This window comes from Enterobacter hormaechei ATCC 49162 (genome assembly GCF_001875655.1).
Lineage (GTDB): Bacteria > Pseudomonadota > Gammaproteobacteria > Enterobacterales > Enterobacteriaceae > Enterobacter > Enterobacter hormaechei.
Genome location: NZ_MKEQ01000001.1, coordinates 837,380 through 852,477, shown reverse-complemented (window position 1 = coordinate 852,477; position 15,098 = coordinate 837,380). Strand labels below are relative to the sequence as shown.

Sequence of the window (15,098 nt, the reverse complement as noted above, 5' to 3'; positions counted from 1 at the left end):
CGGGTTGTAAAAGGCATTCATAAAAAAAGCACCGGGGCATCCGGTGCTTTTTCGTCAGATCTTGCAGGCATCGCCGCAGTCGTCATCGGCGACAATCGCCTGGGCTTTTTTATCTGCGTCGTCGAGACGTTCTGCGTTACGTTCTTCTGCTTCATCCAGCCCGTTAAAGACTAAGTTATCGAGATCAATTTCCATGTGCCACCTGCGTTATTCAGTTTTTGATACCGGCACAGTATAAGTCAAAAAAAGCGGGCCAGGCACCCCGCAGCACATATGGATAATCCCTGCCATACTCACTGCTTAATTGCTGAGGAAAGCCGATGATTACTCTGTGTAAAACCTGCGGTACCGCTTACGATGAACGGCCTGACAACTGCCCCATTTGCGATGATGAGCGGCAGTATGTCCCGGTGACGGGCCAGGCGTGGACGGATTTCGACAGTCTTACGGCCACGCATACCAACAAATGGCAACAGCTGGAGCCGCAGCTGTTCAGCATCAAAACCGTTCCCTCTTTTGCCATCAACCAGCGGGCACTGCTGCTGTGTACGCCGCAGGGCAATATTCTGTGGGACTGCATCGCCAACCTCGATCCGGCGACCAGAGCGTTAGTCAATGCGCTCGGGGGTATCTGTGCCATTGCGATTTCGCACCCGCATTACTACACCACCATGCAGGAGTGGGCGGCCGCGTTTAACGCTCCGATTTATCTGCACGCGAGCGACCGGCATTGGGTGATGCGTGACAGCCCGGCGATACGCTTCTGGGAGGGAGATGCCCTGGAGATTATGCCGTCGGTGACGCTGCTGCGACTGGGCGGACATTTTGCAGGCGGCACGGTGCTGCACTGGCAGTCAGGCGATGGCGTACTGCTGGCCGGGGATATCTTACAGGTCACGCCCGGTAAAGATGCCGTGTCGTTTATGTGGAGTTATCCGAATATGCTGCCGCTGCCTGCCCGCACCGTGGAGTCGGTGACCAGCCGACTGACAGGGAAAACGTACCAGCGCCTGTACGGGGCCTTTGAGGGGCAAAACATTTCGGCGAACGCAGATGAGATCGTGCAGCGGTCGGGCCAGAAATATATTGCTTGTCTCCGCTAAGTCACGGTGGTTAAATTTTACGAGTGTGATCGCGATCATACCTAAACTAAAACAGATAAAAGAGAAATGGCTATGCAACATATCATTGAAGGTTTTCTCAGCTTTCAAAAAGAGATTTTCCCGCAACGTAAAGAGCTTTTTCGTAGTTTAGCGTCCAGTCAGAATCCCAAAGCGCTGTTCATCTCCTGCTCCGACAGCCGTCTGGTTCCGGAACTGGTTACGCAACAGGAGCCAGGACAGCTCTTTGTCATTCGTAACGCGGGCAACATTGTGCCGCCGTTCGGGCCGGAGCCTGGTGGTGTCTCTGCGACCATTGAATACGCTGTTGTCGCCCTGGGCGTGACTGATATCGTTATTTGCGGCCACTCCAACTGCGGCGCGATGAAGGCGATTGCTGACAACGCCGATCTGGAGCCGATGCCAGCGGTTTCCCACTGGCTGCGCTACTCCGATGCGGCAAAAGCGGTCGTTGAGAAAAAAACCTGGGATAAGCCAATCGATAAAGTGAATGCGATGGTGCAGGAGAACGTCTTTGCGCAACTGAGCAACATCAAGACCCATCCGTCCGTGGCGGTAGGCCTGCGCAACAACGCCATTCGCCTGCACGGCTGGGTGTATGATATTGAAAGCGGCAAAATCCTTGCCCTGGACAAAAACACCAAATCATTCGTATCGCTGTCGGAAAACCCGGAAGTCTTCTTCGAGTAATCCGACACCGGGGCAGGGAAGCCCTGTTAAAACTCCATGAACGGTAACTTCCGTCGCACGGCTGAGGCCGGTTTTCCTGCTGCTTTCGCCATCGCTTTACCAATTTCAGCGCACTCTGACAAACCCTGAACAAACGGATGATCGTGCATCAGCCAGGGGATCGCCCCAAAAGCGATGCGCCCCCGCAGTGATGCGGGCGCCAGCAACGTATAGTCCTCTCCCACGTCCGGGACGTCATCGCCGGTTTCCGCAAGCTGTTTACGCAGCGAAGGGAAGGGAATATCCTTGTTTTTAAGCGGTTTTTGCCCGCGCGCATCAATAAATACGTCGAAGCGGTAACGCTTTTCTGACGTGGTGATGACGGTCTGATCGCTGCTGATATCCAGGTCGTAATCATCACCGAGCGCGACCACGCTAATGATCCCTGCCTCGCGTAGTGCCAGTAACCGGCGAATAGACTGTGGTGGAATGGCAGCATAGTTATCAATAAACACGCGCTCCAGCCCGGATTTAAACCGTTCTCTGTCACGCTCATTGAGTGAAGGGACGATGGCCTGGACCACTTCATGCAGACGAAGCACGGTATAGCGCCAGGCAACGGTGCGTTTCTCACGCTTATTGCGCTCCACTTCCTTCAGATTCGCTTCGGCCCAGGTGAAAGGACCATGCTTTTTACGATCCTCAAACCAGACATCACGAAGGGTATCGGCAGTCAGTGTGTTGAGCGCTATCGACTGGCACCAGTGCGGATCGGCCAGCTCAAGCTCTTGCACCATCAGCGCAAAAATGCGATCAAGCAGCCTGTCCGGACCTTTGGCGATTTCGCTTTCCGCCACTGACTCCGTTAGCACCGACAGCGGTTCATAAGGGATAGGGCAGTAAAAATCGGCCTCCGGCAGTACGCCCGTGCGGGACATCAGCGTAATTTTTAGCCCCTCGCTGCCTTTATTGACAACGAACTGCTCATCGGTAAACCGACCATGTTGCATCACAACCGCCATCGCAGCGTCCAGTCCGCTGAGAGAAGTACCCATAATCCCCACCTCACAGGCTCGGATCTTCGCGTCCATCAACCCCGACCACGGGCTGGGGAACCAGGTGCGGGTGGCTTCATCTTCATCAGGCCAGACGTGACCGGTGGCGACCACCGCCAGATCAAACCGTCTTGAGAAAGGGGCATCGTTCACTGAAAAGACCACGCCATCTGCATCAGCTTTAATATCTGTTACTTCAGCGTTGGGATGAACCTCGACATGAAAGCCCGCCTTTTTCGCCTCAGCAACGACGGCAAGAAACCGATCGTGAAAATATTCACCCAACAGAATACGCGGCAGGAATTGCCGGTCATGCAGCTTCTCACTGTCGACGTTATAGCGGGCAAGATGGGCCGGACTCTGTTGTTTGAGCCAGTCGAGGTAGGTGATAAAAACAGGCGGAATTTCGATACTGGCGATGTTCGCCAGCATCAGCCGGGAATTATCCTCGTCGCTGTAGGGCATGCCGACACCGGGTTGGTCTGCTTTTTCGAACACGGTGATCGAAAGCGGTGCCACATTGCTAAGAAGTGAGTAAAAGGTATAAATCCCTGTTGGGCCTGAGCCGATAATGGCGATTTTTTTCATCGAAAGCGTTCCTGCGTTTCTGAACCATAAGATAAGCGTAGCAGGAGAACGGTTAAGTCATTCAATGAAGGGAGAAATTAAGACGTTTAGAAGAGGGGATTTTGCCCCTCTTACCTCAACTTATGGGAAAGTGAATGGCAATTGACCCTGGCTGATTAGATATGATTCTGCCTGATTTTCTGAAAGGAAAGACTGTTTAGTTCCAGGTTTATCGATTATTTGTATGTGATGGGGGGTTAAAAAAAGAGCTAGGATATTTAAATATATAATGGGGCCAATAATATCCTTATTTTTATAACTGTGAGTGATGGAATAATCCAGCATTGAACTATTCCATTCCTTCTGTAAAGTAACAAAATAATCTGGTAGCCAACTTTTTGAACAACTTTTTGTCAGGCTCACAAAAGGCGCGTAAGGGCGTCGCCAGCAACTGTTCTGCGGATTATGGTGCTTACCAGCCCTCCGGCAGCGTAGTGTCTGGTGCAGGTGGCTGGCTTTGGGATGGTCTTTGTAGCCACTTCAGCATATTTCCCCTTTCCGGGCAGGCCCCTTTGCCCTTGTCGCCCTTCCTTTGCAGTTTCTCCCTTTAGGCCTTTTACGCGCAGCATATTTTGTCTGTCTGCGTGGAATATTTTATTGTTGCTGACCTCACAATAAATCATGCTTCATCAAATGGTCCATTTGCCTTTGATTGGCCTTGCGAAGTAAGCCAGCACGGCAATTAAGCAAATCTCAATCGATACTGACCAGCATATATGGCCTAATATTTCGCTCCATAATTCATAACCATTAAGGTTCCATAGCCAGCCGATTTCGCCATTTAAATAAGCTGGATGTCTGAAGCCTAATGCAGGAATAAGGAAACCATGCATAACGATAGTAATGATTAGCCCGTACGCAGCGCCATACCATAACCTGATTTTGGGCCAGTATGCAGAGATGAGGACATAGAGGAAGGCGAATGCAAAGCTGAACAACCAGTGATATAGCATGACTGCACCCGGAATAGTTACGCCCTGATAAACGTAATCCAGTGAATGGGAGTTGATTCCTGCCCACCCAAGCCAGGCGTCTATATGGGCCGCTGGTGGCGATATCTCCCCGGCGATACGAGGTGGCATATTGGCTTCAGTTCCGGACTTTATCAAGGAACTCATAAATCCCCCAATAATAGTGCCCCAGAACAGAATTTTTAGATTCACTTTACTTCTTGTCATAGCGTAGATCTCCAGCGATTTGTTTATTAATTGCATCGTCTATATTTTAGCAGCGGGTATTTAGAGTGCATTAAAGGAAGGAATTTCAATAAGTTATAAAAGAAGTTAACGTTACTGAGCTGGAAAGGTTAACTTGCTTCTTATATAAAAAGTGACCGACGTATTGTCGTCCACTGAATTGCCACGGATAGTCCAGACACTTCTGAGCCGTTGATAATATAGGTTTTCATATTCAGCCGGTGGTATCTGACTGACTGCCCTGATCAGAGTGAACCCGTACCTGCTTTTGAGGATTACGCCTCCACACCGCCATAAGTAATGCGTTCAGGACAATCTCTTTTGTCATGCGGGGTTGCATTGACCAGCCGATAACTTTTCGGGAGAACAGGTCAACCACCACGGCCAGATACAGGCAGCCTTCGTGGGTTCGGATGCAGGTTATGTCCGTCACCCAACGCTCATCCGGTGAGTCCGGATTGAACTGCCGCTGGAGCCTGTTGGGTGTCACGATGCTGGCTTCGCCTTTACGTGCACGTGGGCTACGGTACCCAACCTGAGCTTTTATTCCGGCACGCTTCATCAGCAGCCAGACTCAAGCCAGAACTGTTTGATCTGCCCGGTCAGCATCTGGTTTGTCTGGTGACGCTGTGAATGTGGCTGCTTAAGCCAGAAATAAAATCCACTCGGATGGACATCCAGAACCCGACAGAGCAAACGAATATGCGAGGAAAAACGCTCTGCCTACGCTCGACATTATAAGTCAGCAATGTCACGGGATATCAGAGGATAAAATTGAGGAATTACAGAGAGAAAACAGATTGGTGCGTCTGAATGGACTCGAACCATCGACCCCCACCATGTCAAGGTGGTGCTCTAACCAACTGAGCTACAGACGCAGGATGGTGCGTTCAATTGGACTCGAACCAACGACCCCCACCATGTCAAGGTGGTGCTCTAACCAACTGAGCTATGAACGCATTGTGTTGTCGGTGACAACGGGGACGAATATTAGCGGCACAGCACCAAGGTGGCAAGAGGGAAAATGCATTTTTCTCTCTGATTTCACGCGATTGCTTCATTACCGCGCAAAGTGAAGAGAAAGTAGCCGCCAGCCAGCGGCTACTGTGTCATTAACGTGCAGCGCGCTGCAAAATAACCGCAGACGGCTGACGTTGCAGGAAGCGCATGCGCAGCATCATCATAATGGCCGCTGACGTTAAGCCGATGATAAAGCCCATCCAGAATCCGGCTGGTCCCATGCGATCCACCACCAGATCCGTGAGCGCCAGAATGTACCCACACGGCAGGCCCAGCACCCAGTAAGCGATAAAGGTGATAAAGAAGATAGAGCGCGTATCTTTATAGCCACGCAGCACGCCGCTGCCAATCACCTGAATGGAGTCTGAGATCTGATAAATGGCGGCCAGCAGCATCAGATGTGAGGCCAGGGTCACTACTTCCGGGTTGTCGTTATAGAGCAGGGCAATGTGCTCACGCAACAGCACCGTAAAGAGCGCGGTGCAAACTGCCATGCAGACGCCAACGCCCAGTCCGGTGCGGGCCGCCGTTTGTGCATCCAGCGTTGAGCCTTGTCCCAGTCGAAAGCCCACGCGAATCGTCACCGCAGCTGCCAGGGACATCGGCAGGACGAACATCAAAGAGCTGAAGTTCAGCGCGATCTGGTGTCCTGCCACATCGATAATCCCTAACGGCGATACCAGCAGGGCGACGACGGCAAACAGCGTCACTTCGAAGAACAGCGCCAGCGCAATGGGCAGCCCCAGCTGAAAGAGACGGGTCATGAGCGTCCAGTCAGGCGCGCTGAACGTGGTGTCGTTACGAATATCACGCATGGATCGCGCATGTTTAATGTAGGTGATCATACAGCCGAACATCACCCAGTACACCGCAGCCGTCGCCACGCCGCAGCCCACGCCGCCGAGTTCCGGCATGCCAAAATGACCGTAAATAAAGATATAGTTCACGGGAATATTCACCAGCAAGCCGATAAAACCCATCACCATGCCCGGCTTGGTTTTTGCCAGCCCTTCACACTGGTTACGTGCCACCTGGAAGAACAAATAGCCGGGGGCGCCCCAAAGCAGGGCGCGCAGATAACCGACCGCCTTATCTGCCAGGGCCGGGTCGATATTATGCATGGCGCGGATAATATACCCGGCGTTCCACAGGACGATCATAATCAGCACGGAGACACTTCCGGCCAGCCAGAAGCCCTGGCGCACCTGATGGGCCACGCGGTCGCGTCGACCGGAGCCATTAAGCTGTGCAATGACAGGCGTCAGCGCCAGCAGCAGGCCGTGACCAAAAAGTATGGCCGGGAGCCAGATTGAGGTTCCGATCGCCACGGCGGCCATATCGGTGGCGCTGTAACCACCGGCCATTACCGTATCCACAAATCCCATTGCGGTTTGGGCTACCTGCGCGACGATCACCGGTATTGCCAGTGCCAATAACTGACGCGCTTCGATCATATACTTCTGCACGTGAACACCTTTGTATTGTAGTTATTTGAGAGACTAAAAAGGCCGCCGTAACTGGCAGCAAGAAGAAAAAACAGAGGGATGCCAGCTATTGTAGCGGGGTTTAACTAATTATCTAGTGAAAAAATCGCCAGAAATTGCGCATCACTGGCAACCTGTTTTTTCAACTGTTATTGTGGTGGGATTATACGGTGTCATCGCCGTTCGGAATGAACAGGAGCTGTAAGCATGTTTACTGGTATTGTGCAGGGCACAGCCAAAGTGGTGTCCATTGATGAAAAACCAAATTTCCGTACTCACGTGGTTGAGCTGCCTGAATATATGCTCGACGGCATTGAAACCGGGGCGTCGATAGCGCATAACGGTTGCTGCCTGACGGTGACTGAAATTAACGGTAACCAGATCAGTTTCGATTTAATGAAAGAGACGCTGCGCATCACTAACCTGGGTGAGCTGGTGGTGGGGGACATCGTCAACGTTGAACGGGCGGCGAAATTCAGCGATGAGATTGGCGGGCACCTGATGTCGGGCCATATTATGACCACCGCAGAAGTGGCGAAAATCGTCACTTCGGAAAATAACCGTCAAATCTGGTTTAAGGTGCAGGATCCGTCATTAATGAAATACATCCTGTATAAAGGATTTATTGGCATCGATGGGATTAGTCTGACCGTCGGTGAAGTGACGCCAACGCGTTTTTGCGTACATTTAATTCCTGAAACGCTACAACGTACCACGCTCGGCGCAAAAAAACTGGGGCAGCGCGTGAATATCGAAATCGATCCGCAGACCCAGGCGGTCGTCGATACCGTTGAGCGCGTGCTGGCGGCGAAAGAGGCGGCGATAATAAAGGCCGTGGAAGAAGAATAAAAAATAACCCCGGGTAACCGGGGTTAATTTTTCAGCGGGCCACACGCAAACCGTGTTCAATACCACGACTAAACACCACCTGCCATAGCTGTATATCCCGCGCGCGGAACGCGCCCGCACAGGCATTGAGATAATAGCTAAACATCCGTTTGAATCGTTCCGAATAGTTGTCGGCAATTTCAGGCCATGCAGCCTGGAAACGTTCATGCCAGGCCATCAGAGTCGTGTCGTAATCTGCACCGAAGTTATGCCAGTCTTCCACTATAAAGTGCGGTTCGCTGGCGTTCGCTATCTGGCGAACAGAGGGTAAACAGCCATTCGGGAAGATATATTTGTTGATCCAGGGATCCACATTGTTATCGGTGCGCTTAGAGCCGATGGTGTGTAGCAGGAAAATTCCGTCAGGCTTCAGGTTACGATCGGCAACCTCGAAGTAGGTCTTGTAGTTCTTCGGCCCCACGTGCTCGAACATGCCTACAGAAACAATGCGGTCGAACTGCTCGTTCAGGTCGCGGTAGTCCTGAAGCCGAATATCAACATCCAGACCCAGACAGCGTTCCTGCGCCATCTTCTGCTGTTCAGCCGAAATGGTGACACCGACGACGCTGACGCCGAAATGTTTCGCCATAAACCAGGCAAGACCACCCCAGCCACAGCCGATGTCCAGCACCCGCATACCGGGCTGTAACTGCAATTTATCGCAGATCAGTTGCAGTTTGTCCTGCTGCGCCTCTTCCAGGGTGGTCGCTTTTTTCCAGTATCCGCAGGAGTACTGCATTAAAGGATCGAGCATACGGCTGAACAGATCGTTGCCCAGGTCGTAATGCTCTTTACCGACGATCCACGCCCTTTTTTTACTTTGCAGATTGAACAGGCGGGCGGAGGCGATACGTAACGTATCTTTGAAATGACGAGGGAGCTGTTTTTCAAGACCGGCGCGTAATACGCTGGAGAAGAACATATCCAGCCGCTCACACTCCCACCAGCCGTCCATATAGCTTTCACCCAGCCCTAACGATCCCTCCTGTAAAACGAGTTTGAAAAAATCGGGATGTTTGATCTGGGGATCGGAGGGGGATGCGCCATTAATCGTAATGCCCGCACGTCCCAACAGTTCACTGACGATCCTGGACCAGTTATCGTCCGGAACGCTGACTTCTTCTATACACGATGAACTCATAGCTTCTCCATCACCTTGCTGTGATCAGAACCTTAAAACAGCGTAGACGCTTTTTTGGTTTGTGAGAAATCTCACGGTAAATGCCCGTGAGGCTAATATCCGACGTAGAACAGAGGAAGGGAGATGACCCTTGCCGAAATGCCTTCCATGGTAAAACGGGAGCACTCCGGCTCCCGTTAACACTTAATATTTATCGTATTTAATCGAACCAAATTCAGTATAGGCCGCAAAATTTGGTGATTCAACAGAAAATTGTTAGCAACCTAATCACTGGTTATTAACATAATTTCCCATGCAATCAGGCGTGCGACGTTTCTGTCTGCGCGCGATGGGCAGAGGATTGCATGCGATAGCCCAGCCCTGCCAGCGCAACGGTAACCAGCATCACGCTGGTGGTGGTGAGCAGCGGGGTGGCAATCAGCGCAGAGACCACGAGGCTGGCCAGGAAGCACAGGCCAAGTTGCAGGGTATTTTGCAGCGCGGCAGCGCGGCCTGTCGCCTGCGGGAAAGGACGCAACGCCTGGGCCACAACGATAGGGTAGATGGCCCCGTTCGCGATTGCCATGACGCAGAACGGAATCAAAATTTCTGCCAGCCCGGCGCCGGGAATAAAGCCTACGCCCCAGGTCGCAATCACGCTTAACGCATACAGCACCAGTAACCAGGGCAGCATCTGCTGGCCATCCCATTTTTGCAGTGCGGCGCGACAGCCATAACCGCCCACCAGGAAGGCGATGGTCTGTGGAACGTAGCTCAGGCCGATAGCCGCCGGGCTGTAGCCCATATCATGCAGAATGAACGGCGAACCGGTCAGCCAGGCAAAGAAGCTGGCAGAGCAGGCGGCATAAATCAGCACGTTACCGCGATAGGCTTTTGCCCGCAGTAAGGAGGTAAAAGTAATGGGCTTCGCGTCCGGATGTGTCTCTTTTTTATGCGCTGGTTTAAGCCCGAATGCGGGCAGCATGAGCACCAGCGTGATGGCAAAGAGCGTGGCAAAAATGGCCTGCCAGTCGAAATGCGCCAGGATCCAGCTGCCCAGCAGCGGGGCGAGGGCCGGTGACAGGCCAACCAGCGGCATAATGGTGGCGAAAATGCGGTTAGTGCGCGAGGCCGGATAATAATCGGTCACCAGCGCCTGCCAGGTGACCGCTGCGGCACAGACGCCGACCGCCTGAATAAAGCGCAGCGCCAGTAGCCAGGCGGCATCGCGGACCCACAGCATGCCCAGACAGCCTACGGCAAAAATCGCCAGCCCCAGCAACAAGACAGGTTTACGGCCAAAACGATCCGAGAGCGGCCCCCACAGTAATTGCGCAAAAGCAAAGCCAGCAAGGAACAAGCTTAAACTGGCGCTGATGGCGGCGGCAGGGGTTTGCAAATCTTCCTGCATCGCGGCGAAGGCGGGCAGATACATATCAGTCGCCAAAAAGCCCAGCACGCTTAAGCCGCCGAGCCAGACTAAAAATCCTTTCCTGGGTTGCACTGTTTATTCTCCTGAGGAGGCAGGTGTACGTTGGCGCTGAGTGTAGGGAGTGCAAAGCGGCTTGTGAAACGCTAATATTTGGCGGGTCCATTCAAAAATTTTGCAGGCAAAAGATGTGGTCAGATTATTCCCTTGAAGTGGTCGATGCCGTGGCGCGTAACGGCAGCTTCACCGGTGCCGCCCAGGAGCTGCATCGCGTTCCTTCGGCTATCAGCTATACGGTGCGTCAGCTTGAAGCATGGCTGGCGGTCCCGCTGTTTGAGCGGCGTCATCGCGATGTAGAACTCACGCCTGCCGGAGCGTGGTTTTTGAAAGAAGGGCGGTCTGTTATCAAAAAAATGCAGATCACCCGCGAGCAGTGCCAGCAGATCGCCAACGGCTGGCGCGGGCATCTCTCAATCGCGGTAGATAATATCGTTAAGCCGGAACGGACCCGGCAGATGATCGTCGATTTCTATCGTCATTTTTCCGACGTTGAACTGCGTGTATCGCAGGAAGTGTTCAACGGCGTCTGGGACGCGCTGGCGGACGGCAGGGCAGAGATGGCGATTGGTGCAACCCAGGCGATCCCGGTGGGTGGGCGCTACGCGTTTCGCGACATGGGCATGCTGAGCTGGACCTGCGTGGTCGCGCGCGATCACCCGCTGGCGGCGCTGGAAGGGCCGTTGAGCGATGACACCTTGCGCAACTGGCCTTCGCTGGTGCTGGAAGATACTTCCCGTTCGCTGCCCAAGCGCATTACCTGGCTGCTGGATAATCAGCGCCGCGTGGTCGCGCCGGACTGGGAGTCGTCAGCCACCTGTCTGAGCGCGGGGCTGTGTGTTGGCATGGTGCCGGTGCATTTTGCGCGTCCGCGCATCGACGTGGGGGAGTGGGTGGCGCTGACGCTGGAAAATCCCTTCCCGGATGCCGCGTGCTGTCTGACGTGGCAGCAAAACGACGTCTCACCCGCCATGGCCTGGCTGCTGGATTATCTTGGTGACAGCGAAACGCTGAACCGGGAGTGGTTACGGGGGCCAGCATAGCTGACCCCGTAACAGGATTAACGACGGTAGTCGCGGAACGGACCGTCCGCAACGGAACGGCGTTCAATCAGACGCGGATGGACTTCAATGGACTGGGACTGTTCACGCTTGTTGACGATCCTGTCCATCAGCATATTGAAGGCCGTTTCACCCAGCGAATCTTTTGGCTGGTGAATGGTGGTCAGCGCCGGGGTAAAGAAGCGGGCGTTGCGCACGTTGTCATAGCCAATCACCGAGATGTCCTGCGGGACGCGCAGGCCGAGTTCATCCGCCGCGCAGAGCGCGCCCATCGCCATGATGTCGCCGCCGCAGAACACCGCGGTAGGGCGATGTGGCTGGGAGACGATCTGCTGCATGGCGCGATAGCCCGACTCCGGCTCAAAGTCGCCCTGAACAATCCAGTTTTCCGGAACGGTGATCAGCGCCTCTTCCATCGCTTTCATGAAACCGGCCAGACGGCCAGCACCGGTGTTACGCTCCAGCGGCCCCGGGATCACGCCAATCTCACGGTGACCCCGTTCTACCAGGTAACGCCCCGCCATGTAACCGCCTTCAAAGGCGTTATCAATCACGGAGTCGGTGAAGTCTGCGCGGGCTTCGCCCCAGTCCATCACCACCATTGGAATGTGGCGATACTCTTCCAGCATGGAAAGGACCGACTCCGGGTATTCAGAGCACATGACCAGCAGGCCGTCCACGCGCTTTTGCGCCATCATCGACAGGTAAGCGCGCTGTTTTTCAATGTTGTTCCACGCGTTGCCCAGAATCAGGGTATAGCCTTTCTGGAAGCAGTTTTTTTCTACGGCTTCGATGATTTCAGCAAAGTAGGCCGCTTCACTGCTGGTGGCCAGCAGGCCAATCGATTTGGTGTGATTAACCTTCAGGCTACGGGCGACCGCACTCGGCGAGTAGTGCAGTTCTTTGATTGCCGCCCAGACGGCATTACGTGTTTCTTCAGCGACAAAACGCGTTTTGTTAATAACATGTGATACGGTTGTAGTGGAAACGTTTGCGCGTTTTGCTACGTCTTTAATTGTTGCCATTAAATGTCACTCCAGACCATATCCTAAGCTCCTGAAAAATATGAAGGTAAACGTTTGCCTTCTCTCACCCTTATTACGCAAACATGAGTTGCGACACGCCGGGAAAACGACACAGGACGTCAGGAGGGGGTCAGTGGCCGGTACGCTAATAAATTTAGCGTGGAATTTTGTCCTATCTTGATGAAAAGGGGAAGAGGTAAAGTGGATATCCGTTTAAATCCTGGAAGATTTTTGACCTGAACTGTGTAAAAATGAGCAAGCTCACTTTTCGTAGGGTGAATAAAAGGAGAAAAATTGATGAGTACCGATCTGAAGTTTTCGCTGTTTACCACCATTGTTGTTCTTGCTCTAATCGTCGCCGGTGGATTAACGGCTGCGCTGCACTGATTTACACAGGGGGAGACGCTTCTCCCTCTCTTTCTGCAACTGTTCCTTCTCCGGCAAAAATCTTTTGCCAAAATGTTAACTTCTCATTTTTTGTGATTGATGTCATGCTTTTGACTTCTTAGTTCTGTGTCGTGTCAGGACACGGCATCCGGAGTTCATTCATGAAAATCAATTTTCCCCTGCTGGCCCTGGCGATTGGCGCTTTTGGGATTGGCACCACTGAATTTTCCCCAATGGGGTTATTGCCTGTTATCGCCCGGGGGGTGGACGTCTCTATCTCTGCGGCCGGTATGTTAATCAGCGCCTACGCGATCGGCGTAATGGTGGGCGCGCCGCTGATGACGCTGCTGCTTTCGCACCGTGCGCGCCGCAATGCGCTGATTTTCCTGATGGCAATTTTCACTCTCGGAAATGTGCTTTCCGCGATTTCGCCTGATTACACCACGCTGATGCTTTCGCGCATTCTGACCAGCCTGAACCATGGCGCCTTCTTCGGACTGGGCTCGGTTGTTGCTGCCAGCGTGGTGCCAAAACATAAGCAGGCCAGTGCGGTTGCCACCATGTTTATGGGCCTGACCATCGCTAATATCGGCGGCGTTCCGGCAGCCACCTGGCTGGGAGAAGCCATCGGCTGGCGTATGTCTTTCCTCGCCACCGCGGTGCTGGGCGTGGTCGCCATGGTCGCGCTGTTCTTCTCTTTGCCAAAGGGGAGTGCCGGAGAACGTCCGGAAGTGCGTAAGGAGCTGGCGGTGCTGATGCGTCCCCAGGTGCTTTCCGCGCTGCTCACCACGGTGCTGGGGGCGGGGGCGATGTTCACCCTTTATACCTATATCTCCCCGGTGCTGCACGACATTACCCACGCAACGCCACTCTTTGTTACCGCGATGCTGGTGCTGATTGGCGTCGGATTTTCGATTGGCAACTATCTCGGCGGAAAATTTGCCGACCACTCCGTCAGCGGGACGTTAAAAGGCTTCTTAACCCTGCTGATTGTCATCATGGTCGCTATTCCGTGGCTGGCGCGTAACGAAGTGGGCGCTGCGATTGCCATGGTGGTGTGGGGCGCCGCAACCTTTGCCGTGGTGCCACCGTTGCAGATGCGCGTGATGCGCGTCGCACACGAAGCGCCGGGGCTTTCTTCGTCCGTTAATATCGGCGCGTTTAACCTGGGCAATGCGCTGGGGGCCGCAGCGGGCGGGGCGGTCATCTCAGGTGGTTTGGGTTACAGCTTCGTGCCGGTGATGGGGGCAATCATTGCCGCACTCGGCCTGCTGCTGGTGATGATGTCTGGTCGTAAACAGCCTGAAGCGGTGTGTACGGCGGAATAAACAAAAACGCAGAAGGGCTGCCCCTTCTGCGTGTCTCTTACGCGGCGAAGTTCTTCGCAACAAATTCCCAGTTTACCAGTGCCCAGAAGTGTTCCAGGTAGTTCGGGCGCGCATTACGGTAATCAATGTAATAGGCGTGTTCCCATACGTCCACGGTCATCAGCGGCGTTGCGCGGGTGGTCAGAGGGGTACCCGCATTCGAGGTGGATACGATAGCCAGTTTGCCATCGGCTTCTTTTACCAGCCAGGTCCAGCCGGAGCCAAAGTTTTTAACGGCGGCGTCAGTAAACTTCGCTTTGAAATCCGCGAAGCTGCCGAACGCGGCGTTAATCGCTGCGGCTAGATCACCGGTAGGTTCCCCGCCTGCATTCGGTGCCAGGCAGTGCCAGTAGAAGGTGTGGTTCCACACCTGAGCGGCATTGTTGAATACGCCACCGTCTGAACTGCGCACGATCTCTTCCAGCGTTTTGCCTTCGAAATCGGTACCTTTGATCAGATTATTCAGGTTGGTGACATAGGTCTGGTGATGCTTGCCGTAATGGTACTCCAGGGTTTCCGCAGAAATATGCGGGGCCAGGGCGTCTTTTGCATACGGTAGTGCAGGTAATTCGAACGACATTGCTTCTCTCCT

Annotated in this window: 14 protein-coding genes, 2 tRNA genes and 1 pseudogene; 6 read left to right on the top strand and 11 right to left on the bottom strand. The window is 53.5% G+C overall.

The window, feature by feature from the left end:
- Positions 1–54: 54 nt before the first annotated feature.
- Positions 55–195: a hypothetical protein gene (locus BH712_RS24520; RefSeq protein ID WP_003857665.1), complete on the bottom strand. Its 141-nt coding sequence runs from the start codon at positions 193–195 to the stop codon at positions 55–57.
- Positions 196–320: 125 nt separating this feature from the next.
- Here BH712_RS24520 and BH712_RS04230 point away from each other — a divergent pair, with 125 nt between their 5' ends.
- Positions 321–1,103, top strand: coding sequence for an MBL fold metallo-hydrolase (locus BH712_RS04230; RefSeq protein WP_006809022.1), 783 nt, complete (start codon positions 321–323; stop codon positions 1,101–1,103).
- A 72-nt stretch (positions 1,104–1,175) separates the two neighbouring features.
- Complete coding sequence (locus BH712_RS04225; RefSeq protein WP_003857662.1) at positions 1,176–1,811, top strand: carbonic anhydrase; 636 nt, start codon at positions 1,176–1,178, stop codon at positions 1,809–1,811.
- 26 nt (positions 1,812–1,837) lie between these two features.
- Here the strand turns inward: BH712_RS04225 and BH712_RS04220 are convergent, their stop codons facing one another.
- From BH712_RS04220 to mdtK, 6 genes and pseudogenes are all read right to left on the bottom strand, one after another.
- Positions 1,838–3,433, bottom strand: a complete 1,596-nt coding sequence (locus BH712_RS04220; protein ID WP_006809020.1) for an FAD-NAD(P)-binding protein — start codon at positions 3,431–3,433, stop codon at positions 1,838–1,840.
- 668 nt (positions 3,434–4,101) lie between these two features.
- Positions 4,102–4,650, bottom strand: a complete 549-nt coding sequence (locus BH712_RS04205; protein ID WP_032673508.1) for a YagU family protein — start codon at positions 4,648–4,650, stop codon at positions 4,102–4,104.
- 250 nt (positions 4,651–4,900) lie between these two features.
- Positions 4,901–5,388, bottom strand: a pseudogene (locus BH712_RS04200) (DDE-type integrase/transposase/recombinase); the annotation flags it as partial.
- Between the two features lie 81 nt (positions 5,389–5,469).
- Positions 5,470–5,546 (bottom strand) — tRNA-Val (locus BH712_RS04195).
- A gap of 4 nt (positions 5,547–5,550) precedes the next feature.
- Positions 5,551–5,627, bottom strand: a tRNA-Val gene (locus tag BH712_RS04190).
- Positions 5,628–5,780: 153 nt separating this feature from the next.
- The gene (mdtK, locus tag BH712_RS04185) at positions 5,781–7,154 is read right to left on the bottom strand and encodes an MdtK family multidrug efflux MATE transporter (RefSeq protein ID WP_006809016.1); all 1,374 of its coding nucleotides are present in this window, start codon (positions 7,152–7,154) and stop codon (positions 5,781–5,783) included.
- Between the two features lie 225 nt (positions 7,155–7,379).
- Here mdtK and BH712_RS04180 point away from each other — a divergent pair, with 225 nt between their 5' ends.
- On the top strand, positions 7,380–8,021 hold the full coding sequence (locus tag BH712_RS04180; protein WP_006809015.1) for a riboflavin synthase: 642 nt from the start codon (positions 7,380–7,382) through the stop codon (positions 8,019–8,021).
- A 31-nt stretch (positions 8,022–8,052) separates the two neighbouring features.
- Here BH712_RS04180 and cfa read toward each other — a convergent pair whose 3' ends face one another.
- Both cfa and punC read right to left on the bottom strand, forming a co-directional pair.
- Positions 8,053–9,201, bottom strand: coding sequence for a cyclopropane fatty acyl phospholipid synthase (gene cfa, locus BH712_RS04175; protein WP_006809014.1), 1,149 nt, complete (start codon positions 9,199–9,201; stop codon positions 8,053–8,055).
- 298 nt (positions 9,202–9,499) lie between these two features.
- Positions 9,500–10,684: a purine nucleoside transporter PunC gene (punC, locus tag BH712_RS04170; RefSeq protein WP_006809013.1), complete on the bottom strand. Its 1,185-nt coding sequence runs from the start codon at positions 10,682–10,684 to the stop codon at positions 9,500–9,502.
- A gap of 113 nt (positions 10,685–10,797) precedes the next feature.
- Between punC and punR the strand changes: the two genes are divergently transcribed.
- Positions 10,798–11,709 (top strand): DNA-binding transcriptional activator PunR, encoded by a 912-nt coding sequence (punR, locus tag BH712_RS04165; protein ID WP_006809012.1) that lies wholly within the window; start codon positions 10,798–10,800, stop codon positions 11,707–11,709.
- Between the two features lie 17 nt (positions 11,710–11,726).
- Here punR and purR read toward each other — a convergent pair whose 3' ends face one another.
- Positions 11,727–12,752, bottom strand: coding sequence for an HTH-type transcriptional repressor PurR (gene purR, locus BH712_RS04160; RefSeq protein ID WP_006809011.1), 1,026 nt, complete (start codon positions 12,750–12,752; stop codon positions 11,727–11,729).
- Between the two features lie 297 nt (positions 12,753–13,049).
- Between purR and cydH the strand changes: the two genes are divergently transcribed.
- A complete protein-coding gene (gene cydH / locus BH712_RS24515) occupies positions 13,050–13,139 on the top strand; it encodes a cytochrome bd-I oxidase subunit CydH (protein WP_003857632.1) in 90 nt (29 codons plus the stop codon).
- Between the two features lie 161 nt (positions 13,140–13,300).
- Positions 13,301–14,467: an MFS transporter gene (locus BH712_RS04145; protein ID WP_006809010.1), complete on the top strand. Its 1,167-nt coding sequence runs from the start codon at positions 13,301–13,303 to the stop codon at positions 14,465–14,467.
- A gap of 37 nt (positions 14,468–14,504) precedes the next feature.
- Here the strand turns inward: BH712_RS04145 and sodB are convergent, their stop codons facing one another.
- The gene (gene sodB / locus BH712_RS04140; protein ID WP_006809009.1) at positions 14,505–15,086 is read right to left on the bottom strand and encodes a superoxide dismutase [Fe]; all 582 of its coding nucleotides are present in this window, start codon (positions 15,084–15,086) and stop codon (positions 14,505–14,507) included.
- Between the last annotated feature and the right edge of the window lie 12 nt (positions 15,087–15,098).